The organism is Actinoplanes sp. L3-i22 (assembly GCF_019704555.1).
Classification (GTDB): domain Bacteria; phylum Actinomycetota; class Actinomycetes; order Mycobacteriales; family Micromonosporaceae; genus Actinoplanes.
This window is the reverse complement of record NZ_AP024745.1, coordinates 6,255,013-6,268,963: the sequence shown is the minus strand read 5'-3', so window position 1 is coordinate 6,268,963 and position 13,951 is coordinate 6,255,013. Positions and strand designations below refer to the sequence as shown.

The following is a 13,951-nucleotide window of genomic DNA, read 5'->3' as shown; positions in this document are numbered from 1 at the left end:
CCGATGACCGTGGAACTGTTCGCCGGGATACCGGTCAGCGACTACGTCCGGGCCGTCGCGTGGTACGAGCAGTTGTTCGGCGCCGAGCCCGCGTTCCTGCCCAACGACCGGGAGGCGGTCTGGGAGATCGCCCAGCACCGGTACGTCTACGTCGAGCTGCGCCCCAAGGACGCCGGGCACGGCCTGCAGACGCTGTTCTGCGAGGATTTCGACTCGCGCCTGGCCGACATCGCGGTGCGGGGCCTGGAACCGGCCGAGCGCGAGACGTATGGCAACGGCGTACGCAAAGCGATCTTTTTTGATCCGGACGGCAATGAGATCGGCTTCGGTGGCGGCCCGGTCGAGGCCGGGTCCTAGCCGGTCTTCCTGCCCGAATTCGATCAGCCCGGGCGCGGGTTTGCCCGGCCGGTGACGCTTCCCCGGAAGCCGGGGCAGCAGGGGCTCGTGTGGCGGGAGCACAATGCAGTCGTGACGAGGGAGACACTGGTCGGCCGGATCGGAATGGTGATCATTCCGATCCGTGGCGGCGAGCGCGCGGGAGAGGTACGGCTGCTGGTCGCGGGCATGGCCCACTACTACCTGGCGTACGCCCCCGAGCCGGTCCCCGCGGGGGCCGAGGTCCTCGTCATCCACAACCGTGGATCGCGCCAGATCGACGTCGAGCCATGGCCCACCGAAGAAGGGCTGTAGGAACATGTTCGGTTATCGGGTGCCCGCCCCCAACGAAGCGCTGCTGATCAGTGGTCGCAAGCAGCGGGGTGCGGACGCGTTGCCGTTCAAGATCGTCACCGGGCACGGCGTCTTCGTCGTGCCCATCTTCTCCAAGGCGACCAGGCTCACCCTGGCCATGCAGGAGGCCGAGGTCGTCGAGGACTGCTACACCCAGCAGGGCCTGACGCTGTCCGTGCAGGCGGTGATCGCGTTCAAGGTCGGCGACGACCACGAGTCGATCGCCGCGGCCGCCCGCCGGTTCCAGGGCGACCAGGGGCAGATGTCCACGCTGGTCGGCCGGATCTTCTCCGGCCACCTGCGCAGCATCATCGGCAGCATGACGGTCGAGTCGATCATCCGGGAGCAGCAGACCCTGGCCGACGCGATCGTCGACGCCAGCAAGACCGAGATGGCCCGGATCGGCCTGGCCGTCGACTCGCTGCAGATCAGCAGCATCGACGACAAGGGCGTCGGCTACATCCGGGCGCTCGCCGCCCCGCACCAGGCGCGGGTCAACCAGGAGGCGAAGGTCGCCCAGGCCGCCGCCGACCGGCAGAGCGCGATGGCGCAGCAGGAGAGCATCCGCCACCAGGCGGAGTACGCGCGGCAGACCGCGATCGCCCAGGCGCAGTACCAGGCCGAGATCGATCAGGCGCAGCAGACCGCGGCCCAGTCCGGCCCGCTCGCCGCGGCCCGCGCCGCCCAGGAGGTGATCACCGAGCAGGCCCTGGTCGCGCAGCGCAACGCCGAGCTGCGCCAGGCCCAGCTGATCGCCGAGGTGGTCCGCCCGGCCGAGGCGGAGGCCGAGCGGATCCGCGCGCTGGCCCGCGCCGACGCCGACGCCACCAAGCTCTCCGCCGAGGCGGCCGCCGCCCAGGACCGGATCGCCCTGGACCAGGCCATCATCGACAAGCTGCCGGAGATGATGCGGGCCGCCGCCGAGGGGCTGCGGGGCGCCAACGTCACCGTGCTGGACGGTGCCGAGGGCCTGAACAGCGTGGTCGCGTCGCTGGCCGCGCAGGGCATGACGATGCTGGAGACGATCCGCGGCGGCATGCGCGCCGAGTCCGACCGCCCCGGCAACGCGGTCGCCCCGATCGCCCCGAAATCCGTCGCCTAGAAGATCATCGGAGGTCTTCCCCGGCGGACACCACGTCTCCGCCGGGGGAGGCCGCATTCTTCGTCCACCGCGCGGCGCCGGCCGGACGCGGCAGGCCGCCGGGACCCTCGGCGTCGACGGGGTGACCGTCGACGTGACCTCCGACGACTCGGCGGCGGCGGCGGCGCGGTGCGGACCCGGTGCGGCGGCCCGGACGTGCTGATCAACCACGCCGGGATCGCCGGCCTGATCGGTGACCTGGCGCGACGAGGCTGGTGGGCGGGGCGCCGTCACGGACCGAGGAGGGGATTGCCGCCTATGCCGAGGAACACGACGCGATGCTGTGTTTCGACCCCGACGGGAATTCGGGGCTGCCCGGGCTCGGGCTGATTCTTCGGGCGCAGCGGGCCGGTGATCTCGCGCTGACCCGTCCGGTCTTTCTCCCGGAACCCGATCCGTCCGCCTGGGAGTATCTGCCCGCCCGCGAGAAGGCCCGCTTCTGATCAGCGCGATCGGGCCGGATGGGGCGCCGGGACCGGGTAGTCGGGCAGGGTCAGAGCGGTGGCGGCCCTGCGGGCGGAGCGGCCGAGCAGGCCGGTCCGGGCGAGCAGGGGGGCCAGCTTCAGCAGGACGTTGTTGCGGAGCCACAGGGCCCGCGCGGTCGACGGGGCCAGGGTGGTGCCGCCGGTGTCGGCGAGCGCCTGATTCATCCGTACGAAAGGGCGGGTTTTCTGCTCGTAGGCGGCGAAGGCCGCGGTGTGGTCGGTCGCCGTCGCCAGTTCGCCGGCCAGCAGGTACGCCCCGACCAGGGCGATGCTGGTGCCCTGGCCGGAGAAGAACGACGGGGCGTGGGCGGCGTCGCCGGTCAGCACGACCCGGCCGCGGGACCAGGACGGCAGGTGGATCTGGCTGGTGACGTCGAAGAACACGTCGTCGGCGGCGCGCATGCCGTCGAGCAGCTTGGGGACGAGCCAGCCGTCGCCGGCGAAGACCTCGGCCATCAGCGCGCGCTGGGCGGCGGCGTCGCCGAGCTCGGCGAGCGGCGGCTGCGGGCGCCTGGTCATCAGGAAGCCGTGCAGCGTATCGGTGCAGCCGGGGGCGTAGATCGCGGCCATCCGCCCGGGCGCCGACCAGGTCAGGCCCTCGTGCGAGAGGCCCAGGTCGTTCGGGATGGTGAAGCCGGCGAAGCAGTAGCCCAGGTACCGGTTGAACTGGTCCTCCGGGCCGAAGACCAGCTTGCGCGTGTTGGAGTGCAGGCCGTCCGCGCCGGCGACGATGTCGTAGCTGCCGGTGCGGCCGGACGCGAAGGTGACCGCGACGCCGGTGCCGTGGTCGTCGAGGTCGGCGATCGAGTCGTTGAAGATCCACTCGACGTCGTCGCGGATCGCGGCGGTCAGGATCGTGGTGAGCCGGCCGCGGGGGAGCTCCAGGTCGCGGCCCGCGGTGCCGCCGGTGAGCTGCTCGGCGCTGACCCGGCCGGCGACCTTGCCGCCGGGCGCGACGAAGGTGAGCCGGCGGGTGTCGATGTGCGCGGCGCGGACCTCGGGCAGCACGCCCATCCGGTCGAGGACGCCGAGCGCGGTGCCGCGGATGTCGATCGGGTAGCCACCGGCGCGGACGGCGGCGGCCTTCTCGACCACGGTCACCTCCCAGCCGTAGCGGTGCAACCAGTAGGCCAGCGTGGGCCCGGCGATGCTGGCGCCGGAGATGAGTGCCTTCATGCCGACGACACTACACCGTGCAGTGTAGTAGCGGTAAGCTTCGTTCCGTGCCAAGTACGAAGACGCTGCGGGAGGGGTCCGCCGCCAAGCGCGCCGCGATCCTCTCGGCCGCCCGTGACCTGTTCCTCAGCGACGGCTTCGACCGGACCAGCGTGGACGCCGTGTCCGCCCGGGCCGGTGTCTCCAAGCGAACCGTCTACGACTACTTCGGCGACAAGAACACGCTGCTCCAGGCCGTGGTCACGGACATCTCCGACTCGCTGGTCGGCACCGTCCGGCGGACCCTGGACGCGACGCTCGCCCGGGTCACCGAGCCGGGGCAGCTGCAGGACGCGTTCGTCGGCTTCTCGCTGCGGATCGTCACCGACATGCTCGGCTCGGCCGACTACCTGACGCTGCTGAAGCTCCTCGGCGGGGAGGGGCGGCTGAGCGAGGCGCCGTTCAAGGACGCGCCGGAGGACGCGGTGGCCGCCCGGATCGGCGAGCTGGACGAGGCCGGGCTGCTGGTCGCGCCGGACCCGCGGCTGGCGGCGGACCACCTGATCGCGCTGACCTTCGGGGTGGTGCTCAACCGGCACGGGTCGACGGTGATTCCCGATGCCGGGGACGAGGGGGTCCGGAATCTGGTGATCGAGGGGGTCCGGGCGTTCCTGCGCGCCTATACCCCGCGCTGAGTTCCGTCCATAGAATCCGGTCCATGACTGAGCTGCGGGAGGACGTGCCGCACGCGGCGCGGATCTGGAACTACTGGATGGGTGGCACGGACAACTTCCCCGCCGATCGCGCGGCCGGTGACGCCGTCGCGCGGGTGTACCCGGAGATCGTGGTGATGGCGCGCGAGTCGCGGCGTTTCCTGATCCGGGTGGTGCGGTTCCTGGCGGCCGAGGCCGGCATCCGCCAGTTCCTGGACATCGGCACCGGATTGCCGACGATGCAGAACACGCACGAGGTGGCGCGCGGCGTCGACCCAGCCGCGAAGGTCGTCTACGTCGACAACGATCCGCTGGTGACCGCGCAGGCGGGCTTCTACGTGCACGCGGACTACCACGACCCGGAGCGGATCCTGGCGGAGGCGGCGAAGACGCTGGACTTCGCGCGGCCGGTCGCGGTGATGTTCATGGGCGTGCTCGGCTACGAGCCGTCACTGGACGTGCTGCGCTCGATCGTGGACGACACGTTCGGGGCGACCGCGCCGGGGAGCCACCTGGTGCTGTGGGACGGGACGAACACCACACCGTCCGTGGTCGAGGGGGCGAAGCGGCTCGCGGAGAGTGGCGGGGTGCCGTACATTCTGCGCAGTCCGGACGAACTGGCCGGCTGTTTCGACGGTCTCACGCTGGTCGAGCCCGGTCTGGTGCCGATCACGCGCTGGCGGGCGGAGGGCGAGTTCATCGACGCGTACGGGGCGGTCGCCCGCAAGGGCTGACGGCGTGGTCACCGGGGTGGTCGCCGGCAGGGGCCGGCGAGGCAATAGGCTCCACGCCCGTGAGCGACCTTCTCAAGGAGCACGTCAAGAACGTGCTCGAGGCCAACTACGCCAGTCTCACCGAGACCCGGCGCCGCATCGAGGAACTCGAAGCCCAGGGCCACCGGATCATCACCGGCGGTCAGATCGGCCAGGACGGCTGGGACATCATCGACTGGCGCACCAACGAGATCCTGGCGGCCGGCGAGGGCGGCCTCGACGAATACGAGACCGCCGCCGCCGACCTCGACCCGGACGACAAGTTCATCCACCACGACCGGATCCTCGAGGACGAGGAGCTGGCGTACGTGGCCGCGCCGGGCCTCCCGGACGGCCTCGCGAACGCGGTCGAGGACTGGGTGCTGTCCGACGAGGCGGACCCGGAGGAGATCGCCGAGTTCATCGGCTGGCCGGTGGAGAAGGTCGAGGAGTACCAGGCCGAGGAGTAGATCGGCGCCGGGCGCGACTCCGCGGGCCTGCCCTGATGCGCCCGTGGAGTGGTGCCCGCACGGCCGGGTGGACCTGAGTGCCTAGGATCCGGGCGTGCCTGTCATCGATCTCGACACCGTGCGCCCGGTCGATCCGGAGCCCGTCCGGTGGAGTCCGCGAGTGCTGATCCTGGCGGCGGCCGGCTTTCTCCTGCTCAGCCTGCCCGGCGAGAACAGCGCGCCGCCCCTCGCGCCGCGACCGTGCCTGGGCGCGGCCGAGGCGATGGTCATGATCGACGTCGAGTCGGGCAAGGTGCTGCAGACCACGGTCATTCATGGCAGCGGTGTCTGCCCGGCGACGACCAGGCCGGACTCGTAGGCGATCATCACCGCCTGGGCGCGGTCGCGCAGGGCCAGCTTGGTGAACAGGTTGCCGACGTGGGTCTTCACGGTGTGCTCGCTCAGGTGGTGGTGGGCGGCGATCTCCGCGTTGGTCAGCCCGGCGGCGATCAGGCGCAGCACGTCCGTCTCGCGCGGGGTCAGCGTGGTGACGGCGGTGGCCAGGGCCGGGTCCGGGTGGCCGCGGCGGTGCAGCTCGCCGAGGACGCGGGCGGTGACCGCCGGGGCGAGCAGCGCGTCGCCGGCCGCCACCACCCGGACGGCGTTGACCAACTCGGCCCGGGGGACGTCCTTGAGCAGGAAGCCGCTGGCCCCGGCGCGCAGCACGGCGTACAGGTAGTCGTCGGTGTCGAACATGGTCAGGGCCAGGACCCGGCTGTCCGTGCGCGCGCACACCTGGCGGGTGGCCTCGACCCCGTCGAGCACCGGCATGCGCATGTCCATCAGGACCAGGTCGGGGCGCAACTCCACGGCGGCGCGGACGGCGGCCGCCCCGTCGGCGGCCTCGCCGACGATCTCCAGGTCCGGTTCCGCGCCGAGGATCGTGGCGAACCCGGCCCGGAACAGCTCCTGGTCGTCGGCGAGCAGCACGCGCGTCATCGGGCCGCGGCCGGGAGAGTCGCGGTGACCCGGAAGCCGCCGTCCGGCAGCGGCCCGGTCCGGAGGGTGCCGCCGCAGGCCTGGGCGCGTTCGCGCATGCCGAGGATGCCGAAGCCGGGCGGGTCGAGGCCGTCCCCGCGGCCGTCGTCCGTGATCGACAGGGACAGCGAGGTGCCCCGGCGGTCCAGGACCACCCGCGCGGATCTCGCGCGTGCGTGCCGGACCACGTTGGTCAGGGCCTCCTGCGTGATCCGGTAGGCGGCGGCCCCGACATCCGCGGTGACCGGGTACGACATCTCCGAGATGTGGTACTCGATCGCGATCCCGGCCGCCCGGACCCGGTCGATCAGCGTCGGCATCTGCGCCAATCCGGGCTGCTCGAACGAGTCGTCCACGGGGGAGCGCAGATTGCCGACCGCCCGCCGCAACTGCGCCACCGCGTCCCGCCCGGTCGCCGCGATCGCCGCGAACGCCGCATCCGCCCGCTCCGGATCACTGCGGACCAGCAACGGCCCCGCCTCCGCCTGCACGATCATGATCCCGGCCGCGTGCGTGACGATGTCGTGCAGGTCGCGGGCGATCCGGGTGCGTTCCCGCAGCACGGCCGCCGCACGTTCGCCGCTGATCCGCCGGTCGCGCTCGGCGAGCGCGGCGGCCTGGTTCCGGCGTGCCCGGGTGCTGGTGCCCAACGCGTACGCGAAAAGGTAAGCGACCGCGAGGTAGCGCAGAACCTCCAGGTCGGGACGGGGGTGGAGGACCGAGACGAGCAGGCCGGCCGCGGTGACCCCGAGCCCGAGCAGCCGGACCGGCAACGCCGAGCGCGCCGCGAATGTGTAGAGGCAGACGAGCGGCCCGACCGGCAACAGCGGGGGAGCGCCCAGCGACGCGGAGACCGTCGTCGCGGTGCCGACGAGCAGGCCGACCGGCAGCAGCGCGCGGTCCCGCCACAGCACCGGCACCGACGAGGCGAGCGCGAGCGGCAGCACCCACCAGGCGCGCGGGCCGCCGGCCAGGGCGGGCAGCACGGTGGCGAGGACCGCGGCGATGGTGACGGCGAGATTGACGTACCGCTTCACCCGGGCAGTATCGACCGGTTCGGCGCCGCCGCGCCTCCCTCCGGAGGACCAGATCGACATCCTTCGGTACGGCGATCCGCCGCCCACCCCGTCCGCCGCACGCTCGGGGCATGCTGACAATCCTCGCCGCCCTGCTGAGCGGCCTGCTGTGGTCCGGTGGCACCGGACTGCACCCGATCGCCGCCCTGACCTGGCTCGCCCCGCTGCCGCTGCTGCTGGTCCCCGGCCGGGCCGGTCCCCGGGCGGTGGCGGCGGCGACCGCCGTGGCCTGGCTGATCGGGCAGGTCGACGTGGCCGGCTACTACGTCCGGACGCTGCGCATCCCGGTCCCGATGGTCGCCGGGGTCGTCGTGCTCGGCGCGGCCCTGGCCGTCGGCACCGTGCTGGCCGCGCGGGCCCTGCTCCGGCGCGGACGGACGGTGACCGCGGTGCTCGTCGTCCCGGCGCTCTGGGTGTTCGGCGAGTACGCGGTCGCCCGCCTGCTGCCGAACGGCGCGTGGTGGAGTCTCGCCTACACCCAGGCGGACGTGCGGCCGGTCGTCCAGCTGGCCGCCCTCACCGGAATCTGGGGCGTGACCCATCTGCTGCTCGCGGTGCCGATCGCGCTCGCCGCCGTCCCGCGGTCGCCCCGTCCCGCGGTGGCCTGCCTGCTCGCGCTCGCGGTGGTGACCGGCGGCTGGGCGGGCTGGTCCCTGAGCCGCCCGCCGGCCGGCGCCGGGCTGACCGTCGGCCTGGTCGCCCTGGCGCAGCCCGAGGACGGTCTGCCGATCGATCAGCCGCCGGGCCGGGAGCTGCTCGCCCGCTACGCCGCCCGGGCGACCGGACTGGCCGCCCGGGGCGCGCGCGTCATCGTGCTGCCGGAGAAGGTGTTCCGGCTGACCGGCGTGACACTGCCGGTGCTGATCGAGGCGTTCCGGCCGGTCGGGGCGCGGGTGATCGTGGGCGCGGTGCTGGATCGGCGGAACGTGGCGATCGTGCTCGGCCCGTTGACGACGTACGCGAAGCAGAAGTTGATCCCGGGTCTGGAGGACTGGCTCGTCCCGGGACACGACGACCTGATCATTGACGGTCATCTCGGCGTGGCGATCTGCAAGGACCTGGACTTTCCCGGGCTGGTCCGGGGCTATCGGGCGGCGGGCGCGACGGTGATGCTGGTGCCCGCGCTGGACTTCACCGTGGACGGGTGGCTGCACAGCCGGATGGCCGTGGTCCGGGGCGTCGAGAGCGGGATGACCGTGGTGCGCTCGGCCGCGTCCGGCCGGTTGACGGTCTCCGATCCGACCGGCCGGATCGTCGGCGAAGCCGTGGCGGGGGACGCGGAGCTGCTGGTCACGGTGGGTTCGGCGGGGCGGGGGACGGTCTACACACGTACCGGGGACGGGTTTTTGATCGTGTTGTTGATCGGTGTGGTCAGCGCTGCCGGAAGGCGGTTCGGTAACTCTGCGGACTCGTCCCGACGATCCGCTTGAACCTGTCCCGGAACGCGGTCGGCGATCCGAAACCGACCTGCCCGGCGATCGACTCGACCGGCTGATCGGTGGCTTCGAGCAGGTGCTGGGCCCGCCGGATCCGGGCCCGCAGCAGCCACTGCAGCGGCGTGGTCCCGGTCTGCTCGCGGAACCGGCGGTTCAGCGACCGGACGCTCATCCCGCCCCGCGCGGCCAGGTCACCGAGCGTCACCTCGACGTCGGTGTTCTCCTGCATCCACCGCAGCAGCGGCTCCAGCGCCGACCCGCGCGGCGTGGGCGGCTGCGCCGGCACGATGAACTGCGCCTGCCCGCCCTCCCGTTCGAGCGGCATCACCGACAGCCGGGCCGCGTCGGCGGCCACCGCCGACCCGTGGTCCCGCCTGATCAGATGCAGACACAGATCGAGCCCGGCCGCCGCCCCCGCCGACGTCAGGAACTGCCCGTTGTCCACATAGAGCACGTCCGGGTCGACGGTGATCCCCGGATAGCGCGCCGCCAGCTCGGCCGCGGCCAGCCAGTGCGTCGTCGCCCGCAGCCCGTCGAGCAACCCGGTCGCCGCGAAGATGAACGTGCCGGCGCAGATCGAGGCGATGCGGGTGCCGCCCGCGGCGGCCTTCCGGACATGATCCAAAACCTCTTCCGGTACGACCATGGCCACGTCCGCACAGCCCGGAAGAATGATCGTGTCCGCGTCGAGCAGCGCGTCCAGCCCCCACCGGGCCCGCAGCGTGAACGTCCCCGCGTCCACCGTCTCGGCCGGCGCGCAGACCCGCACCTCGTAGCGCTCCCCGCCCACCCGGCCGAACACCTCGATCGGCGTGGCCAGGTCGAACGGGATCACCTTGTCGAGCGCGAGGACCGCCACGATGTGCATGCCGCCGAGCCTAACCCGCCGCCTGGCCAGAACCCGTTGAAGGTGGGCAATCCAGCCAGTTCTGCCCGGCGGCGATCCTCACTAACGTCCCGTGACGTGACAAAGCTCCTGCTCAGCCTGCACGTCCTCGCCGCCATCGTCGCGATCGGGCCGGTGACCGTGGCGGCCAGCATGTTCCCCGCGATGACCCGCCGGGCCGACCACGCCGCGCTCCCGCTCCTGCACCGGATCTGCCGGGTGTACGCGCTGCTCGGCGTCGCCGTGCCGGTCTTCGGCCTGGCCACCGCGAGCAGCCTCGGCGTGCTCGGCGACACCTGGCTGCTCGTCTCGATCGCGCTGACCGCGGTGGCCGCCGCGCTGCTCGGGCTGGCGATCCTTCCCGCGCAGCGGCGGATCGTCGCCGGGACGCCGTACCGCCCGGCCCGGCTCGGGATGCTCACCGGCGTCTTCAACCTGCTCTGGGCCGCGGTGGTGGTCCTGATGATCGTCCGGCCCGGCTCCACGACCGGCGCATGAGCGTGCACCGCCCGTTGCGGATCGCCGCCGCCGTCGAGCTGATCTCCCTGCTGATCCTGGTCACCAACCTGGCCACCGTGCACGCGCGTCCGGTCGCGTCGCTGTGCGGGCCGGTGCACGGCTGCGCGTATCTCGCCGTGCTGACCCTGACCGCCTGGACCCCGGGCGCCGGCCGCACCACCAAGCTGATCGCCTGGATCCCGGGAATCGGCGGCCTGCTCGCGATCCGCCGCCTCACCGGGCAGCAGTTCGCCGGGCAGAAGGGGGATTAGCCGGGATCCTTGCGGGTACGCAATGATCATGACACTTAACAGCGACGACATCACCAGCTCCGACCCGCGCGACGCCGAGGGTGCCGCGGACGGCGGCGCCAACCCGGTCGGCCACGACGGCGGCGCGGACGGTGGCGCCGGCCAGGAGGGCCCGGCCGACGGCGGCGCGGCGGCGGGTGCCGTGGACGGCGGGGCCGACGGCAGCGCGGCCGGGGAGGGCCCGGCCGACGGCGGCGCGAACCCGCTCGGTCACGACGGTGGCGCGGACGGCACCGCCTCTTGAGGACCGACACCCTGGCCCGGCTCGTCGCGGCGGATCCCGCCGAGTTCGCCACCGCCTACTGGGGCCGGTCGCCGTTGCTGTCCCGGGCCGCGGATCTCCGCGGCCCGGCGGGCTTCGCCGACCTGCTCTCCTCGGCGGCGGTCGACGAGCTGCTCAGCCGCCGCGGGCTGCGCACCCCGTTCCTGCGGGTGGCGCAGCAGGGCAAGGTGCTGCCGGCCGGCCGGTACACCGGCGGCGGGGGAGTCGGCGCGGAGATCGCCGACCAGGTCCTCGACGAGCAGGTCATGCGCCTGTTCGCGGACGGCGCCACGCTGGTCCTGCAGGGACTGCACCGGCTCTGGGCGCCGCTGATCGACTTCACCGGGCGGCTCGGCGCCGAACTCGACCGGCCGCTGCAGGTCAACGCGTACCTGACGCCGCCGTCGAGCCAGGGCTTCGCCACCCACTACGACACGCACGACGTGTTCGTGCTGCAGGTCGAGGGCGCCAAACGCTGGATCATCCACCCGCCGGTGCTGCCCGACCCGCTGGAACGCCAGCCGTGGGGCGGCCGGGCCGACGAGGTCGCCGCGACCGCCGACGGGGAGCCGGCCCTCGACGTGGTGCTGCGGCCCGGGGACGCGCTCTACCTGCCGCGCGGGTGGCTGCACTCGGCCCGTACCGAAGCCGGTCGTTCGCTGCATCTCACCATCGGCATCCGGGGCCTGACCCGGTACGCCCTGGTCGAGGAGCTGCTCGGGCTGGCCACCGCGGACGCCCGGCTGCGGGCGACGCTGCCCTACGGCTTCGACCTCACCGACGCGGACTCGGTCGGCGCCGAGGTGGCCGCCACGGTCGCCGCGCTGCGCTCCTGGCTGCTCACCGCCGACCCCGAAGAGATCGCCGCCCGCCTGCGCGAACGCTCCTGGCCGGACGCCCGCCCGGCGCCGCTCAGCCCGCTCGCCCAGCTCGACTTCGCCGCCGCGCTCACCCCGGCCGACGAGGTGGTCGCCCGGCCCGGCCTGCGCTGGGAACTGACCCGCGCCGACGGCCGGATCACGCTGCACCTGACCGGCGGCCGGACCCTGACCCTGCCCGGCCACTGCGAGCCGGCCACCCGCCTGGCCCTGGACGGCGCGCCGCACCCGGTCGGCAAGCTCCCGCTCGACGACGACGCGGACCGCCTCGTGCTGGCCCGCCGCCTGCTCACCGAGGGCCTGCTCGTCCCGGTGTGACGACGTCGTGTGACGAAGTCGCTGCTCAGCCGCCCCGCCTCGCGACCGATGGAACCTCCGTCACAGTCGTACGAGGAAGGGCAGTCCATGGCGGAACCCGTAGCGCCGACAAAGCCGGCGGACGAGGCGGGGCTGGGATTCAGTCACCGCGAGATCATGGTGACGATGAGCGGCCTGGTCATCGCCATGCTCCTCGCCCAGCTGGACAACATGATCGTGGCGCCGGCGCTGCCGACGATCGTCGGTGACCTCGGCGGCCTGGAGCATCTGTCCTGGGTGACCACCGGTTACATCCTGGCGACCACGATCGCCACCCCGATCTGGGGCAAGCTCGGCGACCTGTTCGGCCGCCGGATCACCTTCGTCGCCGCGGTCGCCCTGTTCCTGGTCGGCTCGGTGCTCTGCGGCATGGCCCACAACATGGCCGAGCTGGTCGGCTTCCGCGGCGTGCAGGGCCTGGGCGCCGGCGGCCTGATCGTCGGCGTGCTGTCGATCATCGGCGAGATGATCCCGCCGCGGGACCGCAGCAAGTACCAGGGCGTGATGATGGCGGTCATGCCGGTCGCCATGATCGGTGGCCCGCTGATCGGCGGCTTCATCACCGACCACCTGTCGTGGCGGTGGGCGTTCTACGTGAACCTGCCGCTCGGCATCGTGGCGCTGGTCGTCTCCTGGATCACGCTGGCCCGCCTGCCCAAGGGCAAGGGCGCGGCCCGCATCGACTGGGTCGGCACCGTGCTGCTCGCGGTCTGGATCACCTCGCTCGTCCTGATCACCACGTGGGGCGGCACCCAGTACGACTGGACGTCCCCGCAGATCCTCGGCCTGATCGCGCTCACCCTGGCCGGCCTGGCCGCCTTCATCGCGGTCGAGAACCGGGTCGCCGAGCCGATCATGCCGCTGCGCGTCTTCCGCAACCGGAACTTCGTGCTGGCCGGCGGGATCGCCTTCATCTCCGGCTTCGCCCTGTTCGGCGCGATCGGTTACCTCCCGCAGTACCAGCAGTTCGTCCAGGGGTCGTCGGCGACCAACAGCGGCCTGCTGCTGATGCCGATGATGGCCGCCGTCATGGTGGTCAGCATCCTGGTCGGCAACGTGATCAGCCGCACCGGCCGGTACCGCATCTTCCCGATCATCGGCTCCGCCCTCGTGGTCGCCGGGATGTTCCTGTTCAGCACGGTTGATCTGCACACCTCTAAGACGGTGACGGCCCTCTACATGGTTGTCCTCGGCGCGGGAATGGGCGGCATCATGCAGACCAGCACGCTGATCGCGCAGAACAGCCTGGAGATGCGCGACATGGGCGCCGGCACCGGCGTCTCCACGTTCCTGCGCAACATGGGCAGCTCGCTCGGCGTCTCCATCCTCGGCGCGATCTACGCCCACCACCTGACCAGCTCGCTCACCTCGGCGGGCGGCGCCGCGGCCGGCCACGAGATCTCCTCGATGACCCCGGCGGCGCTGCGCGCCATGCCGGAGGCGGCCCGCACCCTGTTCCAGAACGCGGTCACCGACGGCATCGGCGCCCTGTTCATCTGGGGCAGCGCGGTCGCCGTGATCGGCGTGGTCGTGGCCCTGTTCGTCCGCCACGTCCCGCTGCGCGGCAGCAAGCCCACCACCCCGACTCAGGCCGCCAGTCACCCCACCCCCGAGCCCGCCCACGTCTGACCAGCACACTTCCGAACCCGCCGGGGCTTTCCCCGGCGGGTTCGCCGTTTTCCGGAGCCCGAAACCATCAAGATCAAATTCATCATTGCCTACGCTGCGGCCAATAACTGATCGTCGCTCCCGCGGGGACCCTTCCGGGCCTCGCAAGGGCGCGGG

18 protein-coding genes are annotated in these 13,951 nt (G+C 72.5%); 14 read left to right on the top strand and 4 right to left on the bottom strand.

What is annotated here, in order from left to right; translation table 11 throughout:
* Positions 1-3 precede the first annotated feature (3 nt).
* From L3i22_RS28290 to L3i22_RS28275, 4 genes are all read left to right on the top strand, one after another.
* Complete coding sequence (locus L3i22_RS28290; protein WP_221320572.1) at positions 4-357, top strand: VOC family protein; 354 nt, start codon at positions 4-6, stop codon at positions 355-357.
* Positions 358-468: 111 nt separating this feature from the next.
* Positions 469-690 carry a hypothetical protein gene (locus tag L3i22_RS28285; RefSeq protein WP_221320571.1) on the top strand — a complete coding sequence of 74 codons (222 nt, stop codon included), beginning with the start codon at positions 469-471 and terminating at the stop codon, positions 688-690.
* Between the two features lie 19 nt (positions 691-709).
* Positions 710-1,831, top strand: a complete 1,122-nt coding sequence (locus L3i22_RS28280; protein WP_255657190.1) for a flotillin family protein — start codon at positions 710-712, stop codon at positions 1,829-1,831.
* 254 nt (positions 1,832-2,085) lie between these two features.
* Positions 2,086-2,313 carry a hypothetical protein gene (locus L3i22_RS28275; RefSeq protein ID WP_221320569.1) on the top strand — a complete coding sequence of 76 codons (228 nt, stop codon included), beginning with the start codon at positions 2,086-2,088 and terminating at the stop codon, positions 2,311-2,313.
* Here L3i22_RS28275 and L3i22_RS28270 read toward each other — a convergent pair whose 3' ends face one another.
* On the bottom strand, positions 2,314-3,531 hold the full coding sequence (locus tag L3i22_RS28270; protein ID WP_221320568.1) for an FAD-dependent monooxygenase: 1,218 nt from the start codon (positions 3,529-3,531) through the stop codon (positions 2,314-2,316).
* Positions 3,532-3,578: 47 nt separating this feature from the next.
* Between L3i22_RS28270 and L3i22_RS28265 the strand changes: the two genes are divergently transcribed.
* The 4 genes from L3i22_RS28265 to L3i22_RS28250 all read left to right on the top strand — a co-directional run bounded on the left by L3i22_RS28265 (position 3,579) and on the right by L3i22_RS28250 (position 5,803).
* Entirely contained in the window at positions 3,579-4,205 is a 627-nt protein-coding gene (locus tag L3i22_RS28265) for a TetR/AcrR family transcriptional regulator (RefSeq protein ID WP_221320567.1), read from the top strand.
* Between the two features lie 23 nt (positions 4,206-4,228).
* Positions 4,229-4,957: an SAM-dependent methyltransferase gene (locus L3i22_RS28260; RefSeq protein WP_221320566.1), complete on the top strand. Its 729-nt coding sequence runs from the start codon at positions 4,229-4,231 to the stop codon at positions 4,955-4,957.
* Between the two features lie 59 nt (positions 4,958-5,016).
* Complete coding sequence (locus L3i22_RS28255; protein WP_221320565.1) at positions 5,017-5,445, top strand: hypothetical protein; 429 nt, start codon at positions 5,017-5,019, stop codon at positions 5,443-5,445.
* 94 nt (positions 5,446-5,539) lie between these two features.
* Positions 5,540-5,803, top strand: a complete 264-nt coding sequence (locus L3i22_RS28250; protein WP_221320564.1) for a hypothetical protein — start codon at positions 5,540-5,542, stop codon at positions 5,801-5,803.
* Here the strand turns inward: L3i22_RS28250 and L3i22_RS28245 are convergent.
* Positions 5,758-6,423: a response regulator transcription factor gene (locus L3i22_RS28245; protein WP_221320563.1), complete on the bottom strand. Its 666-nt coding sequence runs from the start codon at positions 6,421-6,423 to the stop codon at positions 5,758-5,760. The two genes, L3i22_RS28250 and L3i22_RS28245, sit on opposite strands and share 46 nt — an antisense overlap.
* Positions 6,420-7,499, bottom strand: coding sequence for a sensor histidine kinase (locus tag L3i22_RS28240; protein WP_255657189.1), 1,080 nt, complete (start codon positions 7,497-7,499; stop codon positions 6,420-6,422). Before L3i22_RS28240 ends, L3i22_RS28245 begins: the two co-directional genes overlap by 4 nt.
* A 110-nt stretch (positions 7,500-7,609) precedes the next feature.
* Here L3i22_RS28240 and L3i22_RS28235 point away from each other — a divergent pair, with 110 nt between their 5' ends.
* Positions 7,610-8,968: a nitrilase gene (locus tag L3i22_RS28235; protein WP_221320561.1), complete on the top strand. Its 1,359-nt coding sequence runs from the start codon at positions 7,610-7,612 to the stop codon at positions 8,966-8,968.
* On the opposite strand, the gene L3i22_RS28230 is transcribed toward L3i22_RS28235, so the two are convergent.
* Positions 8,910-9,842: a GlxA family transcriptional regulator gene (locus L3i22_RS28230; RefSeq protein ID WP_221320560.1), complete on the bottom strand. Its 933-nt coding sequence runs from the start codon at positions 9,840-9,842 to the stop codon at positions 8,910-8,912. The two genes, L3i22_RS28235 and L3i22_RS28230, sit on opposite strands and share 59 nt — an antisense overlap.
* 96 nt (positions 9,843-9,938) lie before the next feature.
* Between L3i22_RS28230 and L3i22_RS28225 the strand changes: the two genes are divergently transcribed.
* From L3i22_RS28225 to L3i22_RS28205, 5 genes are all read left to right on the top strand, one after another.
* Positions 9,939-10,358 (top strand): hypothetical protein, encoded by a 420-nt coding sequence (locus L3i22_RS28225; RefSeq protein WP_221320559.1) that lies wholly within the window; start codon positions 9,939-9,941, stop codon positions 10,356-10,358.
* Positions 10,355-10,630, top strand: coding sequence for a DUF3817 domain-containing protein (locus L3i22_RS28220; protein WP_221320558.1), 276 nt, complete (start codon positions 10,355-10,357; stop codon positions 10,628-10,630). The genes L3i22_RS28225 and L3i22_RS28220 overlap by 4 nt, the downstream gene beginning before the upstream one ends.
* A 28-nt stretch (positions 10,631-10,658) precedes the next feature.
* Positions 10,659-10,913: a BatC protein gene (locus L3i22_RS28215; protein ID WP_221320557.1), complete on the top strand. Its 255-nt coding sequence runs from the start codon at positions 10,659-10,661 to the stop codon at positions 10,911-10,913.
* Positions 10,910-12,127: a cupin domain-containing protein gene (locus L3i22_RS28210; RefSeq protein ID WP_221320556.1), complete on the top strand. Its 1,218-nt coding sequence runs from the start codon at positions 10,910-10,912 to the stop codon at positions 12,125-12,127. The genes L3i22_RS28215 and L3i22_RS28210 overlap by 4 nt, the downstream gene beginning before the upstream one ends.
* A 156-nt stretch (positions 12,128-12,283) precedes the next feature.
* The gene (locus tag L3i22_RS28205) at positions 12,284-13,795 is read left to right on the top strand and encodes an MDR family MFS transporter (protein WP_370644550.1); all 1,512 of its coding nucleotides are present in this window, start codon (positions 12,284-12,286) and stop codon (positions 13,793-13,795) included.
* Positions 13,796-13,951: the final 156 nt, after the last annotated feature.

Excerpts from the sequence above, each read along its gene's own strand:
- L3i22_RS28245 (WP_221320563.1), bottom strand. The coding sequence starts at position 6,423 with ATGACGCGCGTGCTGCTCGCCGACGACCAGGAGCTGTTCCGGGCCGGG.
- L3i22_RS28205 (WP_370644550.1), top strand. The coding sequence starts at position 12,284 with ATGGTGACGATGAGCGGCCTGGTCATCGCCATGCTCCTCGCCCAGCTG.
- L3i22_RS28270 (WP_221320568.1), bottom strand. The coding sequence starts at position 3,531 with ATGAAGGCACTCATCTCCGGCGCCAGCATCGCCGGGCCCACGCTGGCC.
- L3i22_RS28290 (WP_221320572.1), top strand. The coding sequence starts at position 4 with ATGACCGTGGAACTGTTCGCCGGGATACCGGTCAGCGACTACGTCCGG.
- L3i22_RS28235 (WP_221320561.1), top strand. The coding sequence starts at position 7,610 with ATGCTGACAATCCTCGCCGCCCTGCTGAGCGGCCTGCTGTGGTCCGGT.
- L3i22_RS28230 (WP_221320560.1), bottom strand. The coding sequence starts at position 9,842 with ATGCACATCGTGGCGGTCCTCGCGCTCGACAAGGTGATCCCGTTCGAC.
- L3i22_RS28260 (WP_221320566.1), top strand. The coding sequence starts at position 4,229 with ATGACTGAGCTGCGGGAGGACGTGCCGCACGCGGCGCGGATCTGGAAC.
- L3i22_RS28220 (WP_221320558.1), top strand. The coding sequence starts at position 10,355 with ATGAGCGTGCACCGCCCGTTGCGGATCGCCGCCGCCGTCGAGCTGATC.
- L3i22_RS28215 (WP_221320557.1), top strand. The coding sequence starts at position 10,659 with ATGACACTTAACAGCGACGACATCACCAGCTCCGACCCGCGCGACGCC.